The sequence below is a fragment of the Streptomyces sp. TRM68416 genome, from assembly GCF_014596915.1.
In the GTDB taxonomy this organism is placed as follows: domain Bacteria; phylum Actinomycetota; class Actinomycetes; order Streptomycetales; family Streptomycetaceae; genus Streptomyces.
In genome coordinates, this window is record NZ_JACVWU010000025.1 from 30536 (window position 1) to 46789 (window position 16254).

The 16254-nt window shown below is 72.8% G+C and carries 16 protein-coding genes; 6 read left to right on the forward strand and 10 right to left on the reverse strand.

Annotated elements, in window-relative coordinates:
- Nucleotides 1-7: 7 nt before the first annotated feature.
- Nucleotides 8-592 carry a DNA-3-methyladenine glycosylase I gene (locus ICC28_RS32145; protein WP_188292306.1) on the reverse strand — a complete coding sequence of 195 codons (585 nt, stop codon included), beginning with the start codon at nucleotides 590-592 and terminating at the stop codon, nucleotides 8-10.
- Nucleotides 589-936 (reverse strand): DivIVA domain-containing protein, encoded by a 348-nt coding sequence (locus ICC28_RS32150; protein ID WP_188292375.1) that lies wholly within the window; start codon nucleotides 934-936, stop codon nucleotides 589-591. The genes ICC28_RS32145 and ICC28_RS32150 overlap by 4 nt, the downstream gene beginning before the upstream one ends.
- Before the next feature lie 177 nt (nucleotides 937-1113).
- Between ICC28_RS32150 and folP the strand changes: the two genes are divergently transcribed.
- Nucleotides 1114-1974, forward strand: coding sequence for a dihydropteroate synthase (gene folP / locus ICC28_RS32155; protein WP_188292307.1), 861 nt, complete (start codon nucleotides 1114-1116; stop codon nucleotides 1972-1974).
- Between the two features lie 186 nt (nucleotides 1975-2160).
- On the opposite strand, the gene ICC28_RS32160 is transcribed toward folP, so the two are convergent.
- Nucleotides 2161-2919: a TIGR00730 family Rossman fold protein gene (locus ICC28_RS32160; protein ID WP_188292308.1), complete on the reverse strand. Its 759-nt coding sequence runs from the start codon at nucleotides 2917-2919 to the stop codon at nucleotides 2161-2163.
- A 109-nt stretch (nucleotides 2920-3028) separates the two neighbouring features.
- The gene (dapE, locus tag ICC28_RS32165; RefSeq protein WP_188292309.1) at nucleotides 3029-4108 is read right to left on the reverse strand and encodes a succinyl-diaminopimelate desuccinylase; all 1080 of its coding nucleotides are present in this window, start codon (nucleotides 4106-4108) and stop codon (nucleotides 3029-3031) included.
- 83 nt (nucleotides 4109-4191) lie between these two features.
- Between dapE and ICC28_RS32170 the strand changes: the two genes are divergently transcribed.
- The gene (locus tag ICC28_RS32170; RefSeq protein WP_188292310.1) at nucleotides 4192-5163 is read left to right on the forward strand and encodes a heavy metal transporter; all 972 of its coding nucleotides are present in this window, start codon (nucleotides 4192-4194) and stop codon (nucleotides 5161-5163) included.
- 312 nt (nucleotides 5164-5475) lie between these two features.
- Nucleotides 5476-5928, forward strand: a complete 453-nt coding sequence (locus ICC28_RS32175) for an ATP-binding protein (RefSeq protein WP_188292311.1) — start codon at nucleotides 5476-5478, stop codon at nucleotides 5926-5928.
- A gap of 171 nt (nucleotides 5929-6099) precedes the next feature.
- Here ICC28_RS32175 and ICC28_RS32180 read toward each other — a convergent pair whose 3' ends face one another.
- Together ICC28_RS32180 and fdxA are read right to left on the reverse strand one after the other, a co-directional pair.
- Entirely contained in the window at nucleotides 6100-7167 is a 1068-nt protein-coding gene (locus ICC28_RS32180) for a bifunctional succinyldiaminopimelate transaminase/glutamate-prephenate aminotransferase (RefSeq protein ID WP_188292376.1), read from the reverse strand.
- Nucleotides 7168-7371: 204 nt separating this feature from the next.
- Complete coding sequence (gene fdxA / locus ICC28_RS32185; protein WP_188292312.1) at nucleotides 7372-7692, reverse strand: ferredoxin; 321 nt, start codon at nucleotides 7690-7692, stop codon at nucleotides 7372-7374.
- Between the two features lie 141 nt (nucleotides 7693-7833).
- Between fdxA and ICC28_RS32190 the strand changes: the two genes are divergently transcribed.
- Together ICC28_RS32190 and ICC28_RS32195 are read left to right on the forward strand one after the other, a co-directional pair.
- Nucleotides 7834-8859 carry a GNAT family N-acetyltransferase gene (locus ICC28_RS32190; RefSeq protein WP_188292313.1) on the forward strand — a complete coding sequence of 342 codons (1026 nt, stop codon included), beginning with the start codon at nucleotides 7834-7836 and terminating at the stop codon, nucleotides 8857-8859.
- Between the two features lie 17 nt (nucleotides 8860-8876).
- Entirely contained in the window at nucleotides 8877-9728 is an 852-nt protein-coding gene (locus ICC28_RS32195) for a transglutaminase-like domain-containing protein (RefSeq protein ID WP_188292314.1), read from the forward strand.
- A 147-nt stretch (nucleotides 9729-9875) separates the two neighbouring features.
- Here the strand turns inward: ICC28_RS32195 and ICC28_RS32200 are convergent, their stop codons facing one another.
- From ICC28_RS32200 to ICC28_RS32215, 4 genes are all read right to left on the reverse strand, one after another.
- Nucleotides 9876-12200 (reverse strand): hypothetical protein, encoded by a 2325-nt coding sequence (locus ICC28_RS32200; protein ID WP_188292315.1) that lies wholly within the window; start codon nucleotides 12198-12200, stop codon nucleotides 9876-9878.
- A 163-nt stretch (nucleotides 12201-12363) separates the two neighbouring features.
- Entirely contained in the window at nucleotides 12364-12777 is a 414-nt protein-coding gene (locus tag ICC28_RS32205; RefSeq protein WP_188292316.1) for a DUF6113 family protein, read from the reverse strand.
- Entirely contained in the window at nucleotides 12774-13631 is an 858-nt protein-coding gene (mshB, locus tag ICC28_RS32210; RefSeq protein WP_188292317.1) for an N-acetyl-1-D-myo-inositol-2-amino-2-deoxy-alpha-D-glucopyranoside deacetylase, read from the reverse strand. Before mshB ends, ICC28_RS32205 begins: the two co-directional genes overlap by 4 nt.
- Nucleotides 13632-13653: 22 nt before the next feature.
- On the reverse strand, nucleotides 13654-13848 hold the full coding sequence (locus ICC28_RS32215; protein WP_186280602.1) for a hypothetical protein: 195 nt from the start codon (nucleotides 13846-13848) through the stop codon (nucleotides 13654-13656).
- A gap of 195 nt (nucleotides 13849-14043) precedes the next feature.
- On the opposite strand from ICC28_RS32215, the gene ICC28_RS32220 reads away from it, so the two are divergent.
- Nucleotides 14044-16170, forward strand: coding sequence for a S9 family peptidase (locus tag ICC28_RS32220; protein WP_188292318.1), 2127 nt, complete (start codon nucleotides 14044-14046; stop codon nucleotides 16168-16170).
- The last annotated feature ends 84 nt before the right edge of the window (nucleotides 16171-16254 follow it).

The following is a 16254-nucleotide window of genomic DNA, read 5'->3' on the forward strand; positions in this document are numbered from 1 at the left end:
TGCGCCCCTAAAGGGCCCCGCTTCTCGCTACGCACGTCTCCAAGTGGTCGTCCACCAGGCCGCACGCCTGCATCAGGGCGTACGCCGTGGTCGGGCCCACGAATCTCAGGCCCCGCTTCTTCAGGGCCTTGGACAGGGCCGTCGACTCCGGGGTGATCGCGGGGACGTCGGCGAGGGTCTTCGGGGCCGGGCGCGGGTCGGGGGCGTGGGACCAGATCAGGGTGTCCAGGTCGCCCTCGGCCCAGTCGGCCAGCACGCGTGCGTTGGCGAGCGTGGCGTCGATCTTGGCCCGGTTGCGGATGATGCCCGGGTCGGCGAGGAGGCGTTCGCGGTCCTCGTCCGTGAAGGCCGCCACCTTCTCGATCCTGAAGTCGGCGAAGGCGGTACGGAAGCCGGGGCGGCGGCGCAGGATGGTGATCCAGGACAGGCCGGACTGGAACGCCTCCAGGCTGAGGCGCTCGAAGAGGGCGTCGTCGCCGTGGACCGGGCGGCCCCACTCCTCGTCGTGGTACGTCACGTAGTCCGCGGTGGACAGGGCCCAGGGGCAGCGCGGTCTGCCGTCCGGGCCCGCGACCGCCGTACCGTCGCTCACTGCTGGTCCTCCGGTGCCGGCTTGTCCATGGGGACCTGGGCGGTGGTACGGGCTCCGGCCAGCGCGGACTCCAGGTCGGCGATGCGGGCGTCGCGCTCGGCGAGTTCCGCGCCGAGGCGGCTGAGGGCGTCGTCGACGTCCGCCATGCGGTAGCCGCGGGCGGCGAGCGGGAAGCGCAGGCTCTCGATGTCGGCGCGGCTGACCGGCCGGTCGTACGGCAGCGGGTCCTGGAGGCGCTCGGGGGCGGCCTCGGGCAGCGGGCCGCCGCCCTCGCCGCCGCCCACCACCGCGAGGGTCACCGCGGCGACCACGACGGCGAGCGCCACGACCAGGAACAAGAACATAACCATCGCTGAGGTCCCCACGGTCGGTGCATGTGTGCGGTCGAATGTGTCAGGGTCCGATCGTGCCATGCGAGTCCGACAGTTAGGGTCGCAGACGGCCGATGAGCAGGCGGCCGACGATGAGGAAGCCGGCGATCAGGCGGCCGACGGTCAGGACGTACGGGAGAGGTTCAGGGGATGCTCAGGCTGGGCAGGCGTGAGTTCGACACGCACGAGCCGGTGATCATGGCGATCGTGAACCGGACCCCGGACTCCTTCTACGACCAGGGAGCGACCTTCCGGGACGAGCCCGCCCTCGCGCGCGTGGAGCAGGCGGTGGCGGAGGGAGCGGCCGTCGTCGACATCGGCGGGGTCAAGGCCGGGCCCGGCGAGGAGGTGACCGCCGAGGAGGAGGCGCGGCGGACGGTCGGGTTCGTGGCGGAGGTGCGGCGGCGGTTCCCCGACGTCGTGATCAGCGTGGACACGTGGCGGGCCGAGGTCGGCGAGGCGGTCTGCGAGGCCGGTGCGGATGTGCTGAACGACGCGTGGGGCGGGGTGGATCCGCGGCTCGCGGAGGTCGCCGCGCGGTACGGGGCCGGGCTGGTGTGTACGCATGCGGGGGGTGCGGAGCCTCGTACGCGGCCGCATCGGGTGACGTACGACGACGTCATGGCGGACATTCTGCGGGTGACGTTGGGGCTGGCCGAGCGGGCGGTGGCGTTGGGGGTGCCGCGGGAGTCGGTGATGATCGATCCCGGGCATGACTTCGGGAAGAACACGCGGCACAGTCTGGAGGCGACTCGGCGGTTGGGGGAGATGGTCGACACGGGGTGGCCGGTGCTGGTGTCGCTGTCCAACAAGGACTTTGTCGGGGAGACGTTGGACAAGCCGGTGAAGGAGCGGGTGGTGGGGACGCTGGCCACGACTGCGGTGTCGGCGTGGTTGGGGGCGCAGGTGTATCGGGTGCACGAGGTTGCGGAGACGCGGCAGGTGCTGGAGATGGTGGCGTCGATCGCGGGGCATCGTGCGCCTGCGGTGGCCCGGCGGGGGCTGGCGTAGGGCCCTTTCGCCCCCGCCGCCCCTACCCGTCCCGTCCCTGGGGGCTGCGCCCCCAGACCCCCGCTTCGGCCTGAACGGCCTCGTCCTCAAACGCCGGACGGGCTGGATGCACCGACCGGCGCCGACAAGGGCACCCTGGGCTGCCGCCTCGTCCTCAAGCGCCGGACGGGCTGTGGTTGGCCGGGGTTACCTGCCCGCCTCCTTCGAGACCAGTGCTACCGCCTCGTCGACGTCGTCTGTTACGTGGAACAGGAGGAGGTCCTTCTCCGAGGCCTTGCCCTGGGCTACGAGGGTGTTGCGGAGCCAGTCGACCAGGCCGCCCCAGTAGTCGCTGCCGAAGAGGACGATGGGGAAGCGGGTGACTTTCTGGGTCTGGACCAGGGTGAGGGCCTCGAAGAGTTCGTCGAGGGTGCCCAGGCCGCCGGGCAGGACGACGAAGCCCTGGGCGTACTTCACGAACATCATCTTGCGGACGAAGAAGTAGCGGAAGTTCAGCCCGATGTCGACGTAGGGGTTGAGGCCCTGTTCGAAGGGGAGCTCGATGCCGAGGCCGACCGAGATGCCGTTGGCCTCGCAGGCGCCCTTGTTGGCGGCTTCCATGGCGCCGGGCCCGCCGCCCGTGATCACCGCGAAGCCGGCTTCGACCAGCCCCCGGCCGAGCCGCACGCCCGCCTCGTACTCCGGTGAGCCCGCCGGAGTACGCGCCGAGCCGAACACGCTGATGGCGGGCGGGAGTTCGGCGAGCGTGCCGAAGCCCTCGATGAACTCCGACTGGATGCGCAGGACCCGCCACGGGTCGGTGTGGACCCAGTCCGTGGGGGCGCGCTCGTCCAGCAGCCGCTGGTCGGTCGTGCTCGCCGTCATCTGGCCCCGCCTGCGGACGACCGGTCCCAGACGCTGCTCCGACGGTGGCTGCTGCGTCCCCTCGGGGTTGTCGGTAGCCATGTGCGCTCCCTCCGCTAGCCGTGTTTCCACCTCAGCGTAGATCTACGCTGGTTACGGAGGGGGGACCTGGGCATGTCCGCCATGAAGCGCCGTCCCGCAGCTTCGGGGTTCAGGCGGTCAGCCAGGCCCGCAGGCGCTCCTCACCGGCCAGGATCTTCGCCGTGTCCACGCGTTCGTCGCGCTTGTGCGCCAAGTGCGGGTTGCCGGGGCCGTAGTTGACCGCCGGGATGCCGAGGGCCGAGAAGCGGGACACGTCCGTCCAGCCGTACTTGGGCATCGGGGTGCCGCCGACCGCCTCGATGAAGGCCGCGGCGGCCGGGTGGGAGAGGCCGGGCAGCGCGCCGGGGCTGTGGTCGTCCACCACGAACTCCTCGACCCCGCAGTCCGCGAAGACCTCGCGGACGTGCGCCAGCGCCTCCTCCTCCGTACGGTCCGGGGCGTAGCGGAAGTTGACCGCGACGACGCACTCGTCGGGGATGACGTTGCCGGCCACGCCGCCGCCGATGCGGACCGCGTTGAGGCCCTCGCGGTACTCCAGGCCGTCGATCACGGGCCAGCGCGGCTCGTACGACGCCAGGCGGGCCAGGATCGGTGCCGCCGCGTGGATCGCGTTGGAGCCCATCCAGCCGCGCGCGGAGTGGGCCCGCTCGCCCTTGGTCTTCAGCAGGACCCGCAGCGTGCCCTGGCAGCCGCCCTCCACCTGGCCGTCGGACGGTTCCAGCAGCACCGCGAAGTCGCCCTCCAGCCACTCCGGGCGGGCCTCGGCGACGTGCTTGAGGCCGTTCAGTTCGGCGGCGACCTCTTCGTTGTCGTAGAAGACGAAGGTGAGGTCGCGGTTGGGGGCGGGGACGGTCGCAGCGATGCGGAGCTGGACCGCGACGCCGGACTTCATGTCGCAGGTGCCGCAGCCCCACAGGACGCCGTGCTCGTCGAGCCGGGAGGGGACGTTGTCCGCGATCGGGACGGTGTCGATGTGGCCGGCCAGCACGACCCGCTCCGCACGGCCCAGGTTCGTCCGGGCGACGACGTTGTTGCCGTACCGGTCGACCGTCAGGTGCGGCAGGGCGCGCAGGGCGCTCTCGACGGCGTCCGCGAGGGGCTTCTCGGTGCCGCTCTCCGAGGGGAAGTCGACGAGCTGCGCGGTCAGCCGCGCGGCGTCCAGCGTGAGGTCAAGCGGGGTATCGGCCATGGCCCCGACCCTAACGCCCGGCCCCGCCGCCCACCTTCCGCATCGGCCTCCTGCCCGCGCCTACTCTCCAGTACCTTGTACGCGTGCCAGAGCCGTCATCCTCCGTCAAGCGTCGCGGCCGCCTGTTCCGTCTCGGGGCGGCCTTCGTGGTCCTGCTCGCCCTCGCGGGATACCTCGTGGTGCAGTACGTCGCCGGCGGCAGGGGCGGTCCCGGCTGCCGGGTCGTCTCGGGCGACGGCGACGGGGCGACGTACGAGTTCACCCCGGAGCAGGCCGTGAACGCGGCGACCATCGCCGCCGTCGGCACCGGGCGGAACCTGCCCAAGCGGGCGGTGACGATCGCGCTCGCCACGGCCCTGCAGGAATCGACGCTGCGCAACATCGACTACGGCGACCGGGACTCGCTGGGCCTGTTCCAGCAGCGGCCGTCGCAGGGCTGGGGCACGGAGCGGGAGATCATGGACCCGTCGTACTCGGCGGGCATGTTCTACGACCATCTCGTCAAGGTTCCCGACTACACCCGCCTTCCGCTGACCGTCGCCGCGCAGCGGGTGCAGCGCAGTGCCTTCCCGGACGCCTACGCCAAGCACGAGCCGGACGCCGCGCTGCTGGCGGCCGCCCTGACCGGCCGGTCCGCGGCCACGCTGACCTGCGAGGGACGCCCGGGGGCGGGCACGGCGGCGGGCGCGGAGTCGGTGCGGGCGGCGCTCGTACGGGACTTCGGACGCGATGTGCTGGAGCCGGCCGGCGCGCAGGTGGGCGAGGCGTCGTCCGCGCCGTCCGCGAGCGCCTCCGACGACGGGGACGAGCAGGTCGTCATGCTGCCGGTGGCCGAGGAGACCGCGGCCGCCGGGCGCACGCTGCCGCAGCGCGGCTGGCAACTGGCGCACTGGGCGGTGGCCAACGCCTCCGCGCTGCGGATCGAGCGGGTGTCGTACGCGGGACGCGAGTGGATAGCCGGGCGCACGGACAACCAGTGGCGCGCGAGCACCTCCAAGGGCGCCGCGGGGGCGGAGAAGGACACCGGATCGGTTCGGATCGTGACCGTGCAGTAGTGCGGGCGGTCCCCCGGGAGAATTAGCCGGGGCCGCGGCCGACGGCGGGGTGCGCAGGATTTCGGACGGTCACCCCCGAATCCGCCGAATCCCTTGGGAACAAAGGGCTGCATGGATTCTGCGGACTTTCCGACCGGGCACTCTTTGCCCGTTTTTATCCACAGCCGATAATGCGACGCATTACCAACTCTTTACGTTACTTCGCCGCAACCTTCGCGGACTTCGAGCGGTAGTCACTGCGTCCGAGGCCGGAGATCAAGTCCGGCCGGACACACCATCGTTCTCACCAGACGAACCCGTCGAAGGAGCATCATGACCCTCCCCCTGACCCGCCGGATCGCCCGTGCCGCGCTGCTCGTCGCTGCGGGAGCGGCTGCCGGGGTCGGTGCGGCCGGCTCCGCCAGTGCGGCCCCCGACCTGCCGGCCACCCCGAACCTGGGCGGGCTGACCGCCCTGGACGGGACCAGCGTCGGCAACACGGTCGACGGCGCGGCGCAGAACGTCACCGGACTCGCGGGCGAGACCGGCAGCAAGGCGGTCGAGAAGTCGGTGCCGGCCGCCGGCAAGACCAGCGGCAAGGCCGTCAAGAAGGCGACCCCCGCCGCGCAGAAGACCGCGGGCGAGGCGGCCGGGTCGGCCGGTGACATCGTCGGCGACACGGCGACGACCGCGACGAAGGGCGGCCTGCCGACGGAGTCCCTGACCAAGGGCGGGCTGCCCGGGGCGGACTCACTGCCGGTGAAGCAGCTTCCGCTGGGCGGCTGATCCCTGCGCGTCGCTGCGCGGCTCGAACGGATGACGGGACCCTGGGTGCATGGTGCCCCCTGGGTCCCGTCGCCGTTTCGTGATCGGTTGCCCGGCGCTGCAGGCTGAGCCCACCCGTTCCGCCCTGCGGAACGATTGCCCACAGCGGTACCGGTACCGGCAGTACGCCCCCTACGCCAGCCTCTCCACCGCAGCCCTCACCCGTTCGTCCGTTGCCGTGAAGGCCACGCGTACGTACTTCTCGCCGGCCTCGCCGTAGAAGTCGCCGGGGGCGACCAGGATGCCGAGGGCGGCCAGGTGGGCGACGGTGTCCCAGCAGGACTCGTCGCGGGTGGCCCAGAGGTAGAGGCTGGCCTCGCTGTGCTCGATACGGAAGCCGTGGCTCAGGAGTGCGGTGCGGAGCGCCTCGCGGCGGGCGGCGTAGCGCTCGCGCTGGACGTGGACGTGGTCGTCGTCGCCGAGGGCGGCGATCATGGCCGCCTGGGTCGGGGCCGGGAGCATCATGCCGCCGTGCTTGCGGATCTCCAGCAGCGGGCCGAGGACCGCCGGGTCGCCCGCCAGGAAGGCGGCGCGGTAGCCGGCCAGGTTGGAGCGCTTGGAGAGGGAGTGGACGGCCACGATGCCGTCGTAGGAGCCGCCGTTGACGTCCGGGTGCAGGACCGAGACGGGGTCGGCCTCCCAGCCCAGCTCCAGGTAGCACTCGTCGGAGAAGAGCAGGACGCCGTGCTCGCGGGCCCAGGCCACGATTCGGGTGAGTTCCGCCTTGCTCAGCACCCGGCCCGTGGGGTTCGACGGGGAGTTGAGCCAGAGCAGCTTCAGGCCGTTGGGGTCCAGTTCGGTCGGGTCGTCGTAGACCTCGTACTCGGCTCGGGCGAGCCGGGCACCCACCTCGTAGGTCGGGTAGGCCTGGCGCGGGTGGGCGACGCGGTCGCCGGGGCCGAGGCCCAGCTGGGTGGGGAGCCAGGCGACCAGTTCCTTGGAACCGACGATCGGCAGGACGTGCCGGTGGGTCATCCCGCGGGCGCCCAGGCGGCGCTCCACCCAGCCGGTGATCGCGTCGCGCAGCTCGGGCGTGCCCCAGACGGTCGGGTAGCCCGGGGAGTCCGCCGCGGCGATCAGCGCTTTCTGGATCAGCTCGGGGACCGGATCGACCGGCGTCCCGACGGACAGGTCGACAATGCCGCCCGGGTGGGCCGCGGCCGTCGCCTTGTAGGGCGCCAGCTTGTCCCAGGGGAACATCGGGAGGCGGTCGCGAAGCGACTCCTTGGAAGGGTGGCGGCGGGCGACGGGAGGGCGGTCGGAGACTGCGGACACGGGTTCTGGCTCACTTTCTCGCACGTCGGGGAACGTACGTAAGGCAAACGCCTCGGTCCCGTACGGCGACCGGGGTCGGTCGGGCCGTACGGGACCGAGGCGGCACAGCTGTGCGGGCCGCTTGCGTGGTTACTCGGCCTGCGGCGGGAGCGCGGCGACGAAGGGGTGGTCGCGCTCGATCAGGCCCAGCTTGCTGGCGCCGCCGGGAGAGCCGAGCTCGTCGAAGAACTCGACGTTCGCCTTGTAGTAGTCCTTCCACTCCTCCGGCACGTCGTCCTCGTAGAAGATGGCCTCGACCGGGCAGACCGGCTCGCAGGCCCCGCAGTCGACGCATTCGTCCGGGTGGATGTACAAGGACCGGGAGCCCTCGTAGATGCAGTCGACCGGGCACTCCTCGATGCACGCCTTGTCCTTGACGTCGACACAAGGCTCTGCGATGACGTAGGTCACGCTGTCGTTCCTCCTCGATAGGGCGCTGGCGGGCCTCCTACAGGCTCCGCCGCCTGGCGCGCGGGAGCGCGGCGTCGTCGATGCCCGCCCCTAGTATCTCCGTTCTTGGGCATGATCCGAACAGGAGGGGTGAACTGACCTGTGGAAATCTCTGCGACGGGGCGCCTTGAGGTCCGTATCACCGTTGCTGACGTGGGCAAACGGGTCTCGGTGCGGCGGCTGAACGATCCTGCGCCGCCGGGCGAGAAGTTCACCGACACGGTGGGTGTTCTCGCATCCTGGGACGACGGTGTGCTGCTGATCACACGGAAGAGCGGGGAGACCGTCCGGATTCCGGAATCCTCGCTGGTCGCGGGGAAGGTCGTGCCCGCCGCTCCGGCCCGTCGGCGCGGGCCCGCCGCCTCCTACCCGGAGCTCGCGCGCGTCGCCGCGCGCGCGTGGCGGCCGGTGGAGAGCGAGCGGCTCGGCGAGTGGGAGCTGCGGGCCGCGTCCGGGTTCACCCGGCGGGCCAACTCGGTGCTGCCGCTCGGCGACCCGGGCCTGCCGCTGGACGAGGCCCTGACCGTCGTACGCGGCTGGTACGCCGAACGGGGCCTGCCCGCCTACGTCCAGACCGCGACCGGCGCCGAGGGCACGCAGGAACTCCTCTGCGCGGAGTTGGAGAAGCGCGGCTGGACGAGCGAGGTGACCGCCGAGCTGTGGACGGGGGCGCTCGCACCGCTCGCCGACCGGGAGGAGCCGGCCGGTGTCGTGCTGTCCCGGTCGGCGGACGAGGCGTGGCTCGCGCGCTACCAGCGCAAGGGGGTGAGCGAGGTGGCCCTGAAGGTGCTGGGCAGCGGGGCTTCGGTGTGGTTCGCGACCGTTCCCGGTGAGGGCGAGGGCGCGCCCGCGGCCGTCGGCCGGTGCGTCGTGGACGGGCGGTGGGTGGGCTTCGCCGCCGTGGAGGTGGATCCCGCGCTACGGCGGCGGGGGCTGGCCACCACCGTGATGGCGGCGCTGGCCCGGCGGGCGCTCGACGAGGGCGCGTCGGCGGCCTGGCTCCAGGTCGAGGCGGACAACGCGGCCGCACGGGCGCTCTACGCCGGTCTTGGCTTCTCGGCGCACCACGCGTACCAGCACTACCGCGAACCGGGAGCTGCGGCTCCGGCCGGTAACCGATCGCCGTGAGAGGGCACGAGCCTGCTATGCGTCCCCCCTACCCCCCACCCCCCGAACGCTCGACGGAACTGCGACGGCGGTTCGCCGAGGAGGCGCGCTCCGAGCGGCCCGACCTGGCGACGCTGTGCCTGCTGACCGGAGCGGAGGCGGACGGCACCCTCGACGAGGCGGGCATGGACGCGGCCCAGATGGAGCTGGACCGGCTGGCGGGACTGCTGCCGTTCCGGCCCGGCGGGCCGCGCTCGTGGGCCGTGGCGCTGCGCGAGCTGCTCGGCGACCGGTTGGGCTTCCACGGCTCCCCCGGCGACTACCGGCGGCTGGAGTCCTCGCTGTTGCACGAGGTGCTGCGGCGCAGGCGCGGGCTGCCCATCCTGCTGTCGGTGGTGTGGATGGAGGTGGCGCGGCGGGCGGGCGCCCCGGTGTGCGGGGTCGCGCTGCCCGGGCACTTCGTGGTCGGCTTCGGGCCGCCGGAGGAGCAGGTGCTGGTCGACCCGTTCGACGGGGGGCGGGTGCTCAGCGGGGCCGATGCGGAGCTGCTGGTCGCGGGGGCCACGGGGGCGGCCCTGCATCCGTCGATGCTGGTGCCCGCGGCGCCTCTCGAGGTGGTCTCGCGGATCCTGAACAACATCCGGGCGTGGGCCGCGGCCCGGCCCGAGCGGACGGATGTCGCCCTGTGGGCGGTGGAGTTGTCGTTGCTGCTGCCCTCGCACGCGGCCCGGTTGCGGTACGAGCGTGCTCAGCTGCTCGTCCAGCGGGGTGACTTCGTCGAGGGCGCGCGCGAACTCGACGCGTACGCCGACGTGGTCTCGGCGGTCGACGAGCCCGCGGCCGAGCGGATCCGGGGGCAGGCGCGGGCGGCTCGGGCCATGCTGAACTGACGCGGGGGCACCCGGCGGTGGCCGGGCGCCCCTGCGTCTGCGTGCGGTGCCTTCCCCGCGCCCCGCAGGGGCGCGGGGAACTGCGCGACCGGCCACGACGAGTCCGCGGCCGAACGACGGCACATCACGGCACTCCCAGCGGAGCGCTCAGCTCGGGTCCGTCTCGATGACGGCGTCCCGGTCGGTCGTGCTCATCAGGGCCTGGCGCAGTGCGCCGTAGACGTCCTGGGGCGTGACGGCCGTCTTCTCTCCGTTGCCGCGGGTGATCAGCACGCCGTCGAAGGTCTGGCCGTAGAGCTCCTTGAGCGCGTTGAGATCGGGGCTGTCGACGAGCTTGCCGTCCACGGCCTGCACCCTGAGAAACTTCCACAGGGAGTTCTCCGGGCTGAACTCGATGAAGCGGGTGGCGTCCGTGCGCACGATGACGTTGGCCGACATCGCGGGCGTCGCGAACTCCTTCATCATCCGGTCGACCTCGGCCTTGGTGATCTTCGGCTGCTGGGTCGTGGTCGCGACCTGCACCGGGTCGGCCGTGCCGGTCTCCACCTGGGTGCGGTACGCCTGCTCGACCGCATCGGCGGAGGAGGCCACGTCGATGCCCTTGCCGGGCTTGCCGTACACGGGGACGGCCTTGCCCGACTCGAACTTGATCGTGCCCTCGGTGACCGAACCGGAGCCGCCGGCGGCGTTCTCCAGGGCGGCCTGCAGCTTCTCCTCGTCGACCGGCATGACCGGCTCGACGACCCGCTGCTGCCCGAAGAGCGAGCCGACCACGGAGACCGGGTTGTAGTCGCTCTGCGCGGCCTGGCTGACGGTGGCCGCTGCGTCGAACTGCAGCCCCGCCTTGTCCGGCTTGAGCGTGACGGTCTCACCGCCCACCGACAGCTTCAGCGCCTGGTTCACCCGGTCGGCCAGGGCGGCGTCGAGCTTCTTGACCGCGGCGTCGCGGGTGCCGCCGCCGATGTCGACGCCGAGCACGGTGGTGCCCTTGGGCACGTCGGAGTGGTTCATCAGCAGGCCGGCGCCGTAGACGCCACCGGCCAGGACGATCACACCGCCGGTGAGCAGCCCCAGCTTGCCGCGGCCCTTTTTCTTCTTGGGCGCGGAGGCCGCGGGCACGTTCTGCGCGACCGGCTCGGGCAGCTTCGGAGGGGTGTGCGCGCCCGGTCCGCCTGGTCCGGCCGGTCCGCCGGGGCCGCCCGACCCGAACGGCACGTTCTGGGCGTGGGGCGGCACGACCGGGATGCCGCTGGTGACGGTGTGCCCGGAGACGTTGTCGGCGGGGTTGCCGTAGCCGGGGCTGCCCGGCTCGGGGGCGGGCTTCTGCGGCGTGAGGATCGCGGTGTCGTCACTCAGGCCGCCGCCGGGGGCGTGGGCCATGGTGGGGTTGGCGGCGCCGGGGCGGTGGGGGGCGCCGGGGCCGCCAGACGCGCCAGGACCTCCGGGGCCGCCAGGACCGCCGAAGTCTTCCCCGCCGCGCGAACCGCCCGGACCACCGAAGCCGTCCATGCCGCCCGAACCGCCCGGACCACCGAAGCCGTCCGTCCCGCCGGGGCCGCCGGTGACAGGCGGCACGATCGGGCCGTCTCCGGTGACCGGGCCGGTCGTCGGGCCTGCGGGGCCCTGCTGACCGCCCGGCCGGCCGGGGCCGCCCACGCCGTTGAATCCGCCGGGGGCGCCCTGACCGCCGTAGCCACCCTGGCCGTTCTGGGTGTTCTGACCGTTCTGGGTGTTCCGGCCGTTCTGGGATCCGCCGTTGCCGGAGAAGTACGGCAGGTCGTCGCGGCGCGTTTCGCCGGTGGTGGATCCGGAGCGGGTGCCGGCGGCCAGCGCCTCGGTGACGTCGAAGGAGCCGGTGCCGCCGCCGTGTCCGGGCGCGACGGGGCCGCCGGTGGCGCCGCCCGGAAGCCCGGCGCCGTTGGTGCCGCCGGGACGGGAGCCGCCCGGCGACTTCATGCCGCCGACCACGCCGCCGGGGCGCGGTGCCCCGGCCGTACCCGCGTCCGCGCCCGCGGCCGGGCCCGAACCGCCGGGCAGACCGGCCCCGTTGCTCTGGCCGCCGCTCTGATCGGGCTTGGGGGCCGAGGACTTGCGGGGTGCGAACCAGTCGCTCGTCTTCTCCTCCGCCGGAGCCGGAGCAGGAGCGGACGCTGCGGCTGCCGGTACGGCGGGGGCCGGTGCGGCGGGTGTGTCCGCGGTGGGCGTCTCGGCGGTGTCGTCGGAGCCCTCGGCGCCCGCGACGGGGGTGCGCACGACGACCGGCGGAATCGGCCGGGATCCGGGGATGTTGATCCGGATCCGGGTCGTCAGCGTGGTCTCGGTCTTGCGTTCCTCCGGCCGCGTGGCCGAACGGCCCGCATCCGCACCGCCGTCGGGAGCCGTGGGCGTCCCGTACGGCGGCGTGCCCGAAGGGTAAGCGGCTCCGCCGCGCCCGTTGGGCCCGGAGGACGGACTGTCAGTTTCACGACTCAAGGCAGGTTCTCCCGGTTGGCTCCGCCGCCCGGTTCGACCTCACTGCTGCTTCGGGCGGCTCGGCGGCGCGCACCACCATACTGGCCACTTCTGGCCCGTATCCCACGACCGCCGGGGAAACCCACACGGGACTCGCACCTGCGTGGAGTGGAGAAGTGGTACGTCACTTGCCAAGTCGGACCGGGGCGCCGTCCGGTTGCCTCGTCGGCGCGAGGGTGGCACACATCACAGCCGCGGCCATACCGCCGAGCAGGAAGACGTACGAGCCGCCTCCCGAGGCGAAGACGAAGTCGCCTTCCGGGCGGCTGGCGGTGAGCAGGATGACGGCGAGCAGCCAGCCGCCGGCGGGGGCGACGGACCCGGCCCGGGAGCGGAGGGCGAGCGCCCCGCCCAGGCAGAGCCCGGCCTCACCGGCGAGCGCGAGCAGCAGGCCGCCGGGGAACCAGGCGGCCTGCACCAGCGAGCCGGCCGCGCCGACGACCGCGCCGAGCACGAAGAGGCCCAGCAGGAGGGCGGCGCGGGCGACGGAGGGGAGGCGGATCGGCTGGGCGAGCATCGAGGTGCGGTCGGCGTTCATCGTGCGTCCTCGATCCCCGCGAACAGGTCGGTCTCCGGTGCCCCGTCCCGTGCGCCGCGCACCAACTCGTAGTACTCGGTGGTGAAGACGGGCTGGGCGAGTTCGTTGGAGAGGACGAAGTAGTCGCCGGACACCGTGATCTGCGTGGCGTGCGCGGCCATCGCCGCCGCCTTGGCGCCCGCGTACGCCGTGCCGTCGACGACGGTCGTGATCCGCTCGTCGTCCACCACTCCGGGTACGTCGTCCAGCACGCCCGCCTTGCCGAAGGGCAGCCCCGGCAGCGCGTCCGCGAGCCGGGCGAAGGCCTCCTCGCCGACGGTGCGCGGCACCCGGTTCCAGTAGACCTTGTCCACCGGGCACCCGGCCTCCGCGGCCAGCTCGACCGCGCGCATGGCGACGCGGTGGGCCTGGATGTGGTCGGGGTGGCCGTAGCCGCCGTTCTCGTCGTAGGTGACGAGCACCTGGGGGCGCACCTCGCGGATGACCTCCAGGAGGAGGGCGGCGGCCTCGTCGACGTCGGCCTGCCAGAAGCAGTCGGGGTCGTCGTTGTCGGCCAGGCCCATCATCCCGGAGTCGCGGTAGCGGCCCGGGCCGCCGAGGAGACGGAAGTCCTCGACGCCCAGCTCGCGCATCGCGGCGGTCAGCTCGCCCAGGCGGTACTCGCCGAGGGCCGGGCCGGACAGGTGCGCGAGGTCGGGCGGGATGACCTCGCCGCGCTCACCGAGGGTGCAGGTGACCAGGGTCACGTGGGCGCCCCGGGCCGCGTAGGCGGCCATGGTCGCGCCGTTGTTGATCGACTCGTCGTCCGGGTGCGCGTGCACCAGCAGCAGACGCCGCGAGGGCAGTTCCGTCATGGGGCCCACCCTACGGGTGGCGTCAGAACTTGATGCTGCCGATCATGCTGGCCACGCTCGTGGTCAGGTCGCTGATCGTGGGGGCCATGGTGGAGGAGGCCAGATAGAAGCCGAGCAGGATGCAGACGACCGCATGCCCGCCCTTCAGGCCCGACTTCTTGATCAGCAGGAAGACGATGATCGCCAGCAGCACCACCGCCGAAATCGAGAGTGCCACGGCGGCTCACCTCCAAAGAACCCAGGGACGTGGGGGTCGGACCGGTACGGAACTACGGAACCAAGGGGGCAGATAAATCCACACAGCAGCCAGCAGGTTCATACCCACTATGCGCTAGTGATCATAACTATCCGTACGCGCGCATCGATCGGCGCACGGCCGCACAAGGGGGCGCATGGCCAATATGGTCGGAGCATGACGACGAGGTCCGACTCCTTCCCCCGACGGCACGCCCGCACCCAGCGGTTCACGCTCGGCGCGCCGCGCGCGTTCGCCGTGGCGCCCGATGGTTCGCGTGTCGCGTTCCTGCGCTCCACGTCCGGCACGGACCGGGCGAACTCCCTGTGGGTACTCGATCCGGCGGACGGCCGGGAGCGCGTGGCGGCGGATCCACGCGCCCTTCTGGGCGGCGGGGAGGAGCGGCTGTCGCCCCAGGAGCGGGCCCGCCGCGAGCGCAGCCGCGAGGGCGGGTCCGGCATCGTCGGGTACGCCACCGACGCGGCCGTGGAGCTGGCGTCTTTCGCCTTGTCAGGGCGGCTTTTCGTGGCGGAGCTGCCGGCCGGCACGGCACGTGAACTCCCGGTCCCGGGACCGGTGATCGACCCGCGCCCCTCCCCCGACGGACGCCTGGTGGCCTACGTCGCCCAGGGCGCCCTGCGCGTCGTGGGCGCCGAGGGCGAGGGGGAACGGGCGCTGGCCGAGCCGGAGTCGGAGCACGTCTCCTACGGCGTGGCGGAGTTCGTCGCGGCCGAGGAGATGGGGCGCTCACGGGGTTTCTGGTGGGGTCCGGAGTCGGACCGGCTGCTGGTGGCGCGGGTGGACGACACGCCGGTGAGCCGCTGGTGGATCTCCGACCCGGCCCACCCGGAGCGCGAGCCGCAGCGGGTCGCGTATCCGGCGGCGGGGACCGCCAACGCGGACGTACGGCTGTTCGTGCTGACCCTCGACGGGGGGCGCACGGAGGTGGTGTGGGACCGCGCGCGCTATCCCTATCTGGCGCATGTGCACTGGTCAGCGGCGGGGGCCCCGCTGCTGCTCGTACAGGCGCGCGACCAGCGCAGCCAGCTGTTCCTGGCGGTGGACGCCGAGTCCGGGGCGACCCGGATGGTGCACGCGGACGAAGATCCAACTTGGCTGGAACTTTTCCCTGGCGTGCCGTGCTGGAGCCCTTCCGGGCAGCTCGTGCGGATCGCGGACGAGGGCGGCGCGCGGGTGCTCGCGGTGGGGGAACGGCCGCTGACCGGGCCGCAGTTGCACCTGCGCGCGGTGCTGGACGTCTCCGCCGACGACGTCCTCGTCTCGGCGTCGGCCGGGGAGGCGGCGGGCGATCCGGAGACGGGCGAGGTGCACGTGTACCGGGTCAACGAGCTGGGCGTGGAGCGCGTGTCGCAGGAGCCGGGCGTGCACTCGGCGGTGCGCGCCGGGGGCGTGACCGTGCTGGTCTCGGCGGCGCTCGACCGGCCGGGGGCGCGGGTACGGGTGCTGCGCGACGGGAAGCCGACGGCGACCGTCACCTCGTACGCCGAAGATCCCGGTATGACCCCGCGCGTGACGCTCACCCAGGGGGGCGCACGCCGTGTCCCGTGCGCCCTGCTTATGCCGAGGGACTACCAGGGTGACACCTCACTGCCGGTGCTCATGGACCCCTACGGCGGTCCGCACGGGCCGCGCGTGGTGGCGGCGCACAACGCGCACCTCACCTCGCAGTGGTTCGCCGACCAGGGCTTCGCGGTGCTCGTCGCCGACGGCCGGGGCACCCCGGGCCGCTCCCCCGCCTGGGAGAAGGAGATCCACCACGACCTCACCGTCTGCCTCGACGACCAGATCGACGCGCTGCACTCCCTCGCCGAGACCCACCCCCTCGACCTGAGCCGGGTGGCGATCCGCGGCTGGTCCTACGGCGGCTGGCTGGCGGCCCTCGCGGTACTGCGCCGCCCGGACGTCTTCCACGCGGGCATCGCGGGGGCGCCGGTGACGGACTGGCGGCTGTACGACACCCACTACACCGAGCGGTACCTGGGCGACCCGGCCGCGCATCCGGAGTCGTACGCGAGGAGCTCCCTGGTGACGGACGCGGGTCTGTCCGATCCCGCCGCCCCGCACCGCCCGCTGATGATCGTCCACGGCACGGCCGACGACAACGTGGTCTTCGCGCACGCCCTGCGGCTGTCCTCCGCCCTGCTGGCCGCCGGCCGCCCGCACGAGGTGCTGCCGCTGTCCGGGGTGACCCACATGACCCCGCAGGAACAGGTGGCGGAGAACCTGCTGCTGCTCCAGGTGGACTTCCTGAAGCGGTCGTTGGGCCTGGCCCAAGCCGAGTGACACGGCAACGGACCGGGGCGACATGGCGCGCCCCGGTCCGTTTACGGCACCCGCACGGCCGTACGCTGTTCAGACTGACGCGTC

Coding starts and splice junctions, on each gene's coding strand:
- ICC28_RS32160 (WP_188292308.1), bottom strand. CDS start 2,919: ATGGCTACCGACAACCCCGAGGGGACGCAGCAGCCACCGTCGGAGCAG.
- ICC28_RS32150 (WP_188292375.1), bottom strand. CDS start 936: ATGTTCTTGTTCCTGGTCGTGGCGCTCGCCGTCGTGGTCGCCGCGGTG.
- ICC28_RS32205 (WP_188292316.1), bottom strand. CDS start 12,777: ATGAACGCCGACCGCACCTCGATGCTCGCCCAGCCGATCCGCCTCCCC.
- folP (WP_188292307.1), top strand. CDS start 1,114: ATGCTCAGGCTGGGCAGGCGTGAGTTCGACACGCACGAGCCGGTGATC.
- ICC28_RS32195 (WP_188292314.1), top strand. CDS start 8,877: ATGCGTCCCCCCTACCCCCCACCCCCCGAACGCTCGACGGAACTGCGA.
- ICC28_RS32220 (WP_188292318.1), top strand. CDS start 14,044: ATGACGACGAGGTCCGACTCCTTCCCCCGACGGCACGCCCGCACCCAG.
- ICC28_RS32175 (WP_188292311.1), top strand. CDS start 5,476: ATGACCCTCCCCCTGACCCGCCGGATCGCCCGTGCCGCGCTGCTCGTC.
- ICC28_RS32180 (WP_188292376.1), bottom strand. CDS start 7,167: ATGTTCCCCTGGGACAAGCTGGCGCCCTACAAGGCGACGGCCGCGGCC.
- dapE (WP_188292309.1), bottom strand. CDS start 4,108: ATGGCCGATACCCCGCTTGACCTCACGCTGGACGCCGCGCGGCTGACC.
- mshB (WP_188292317.1), bottom strand. CDS start 13,631: ATGACGGAACTGCCCTCGCGGCGTCTGCTGCTGGTGCACGCGCACCCG.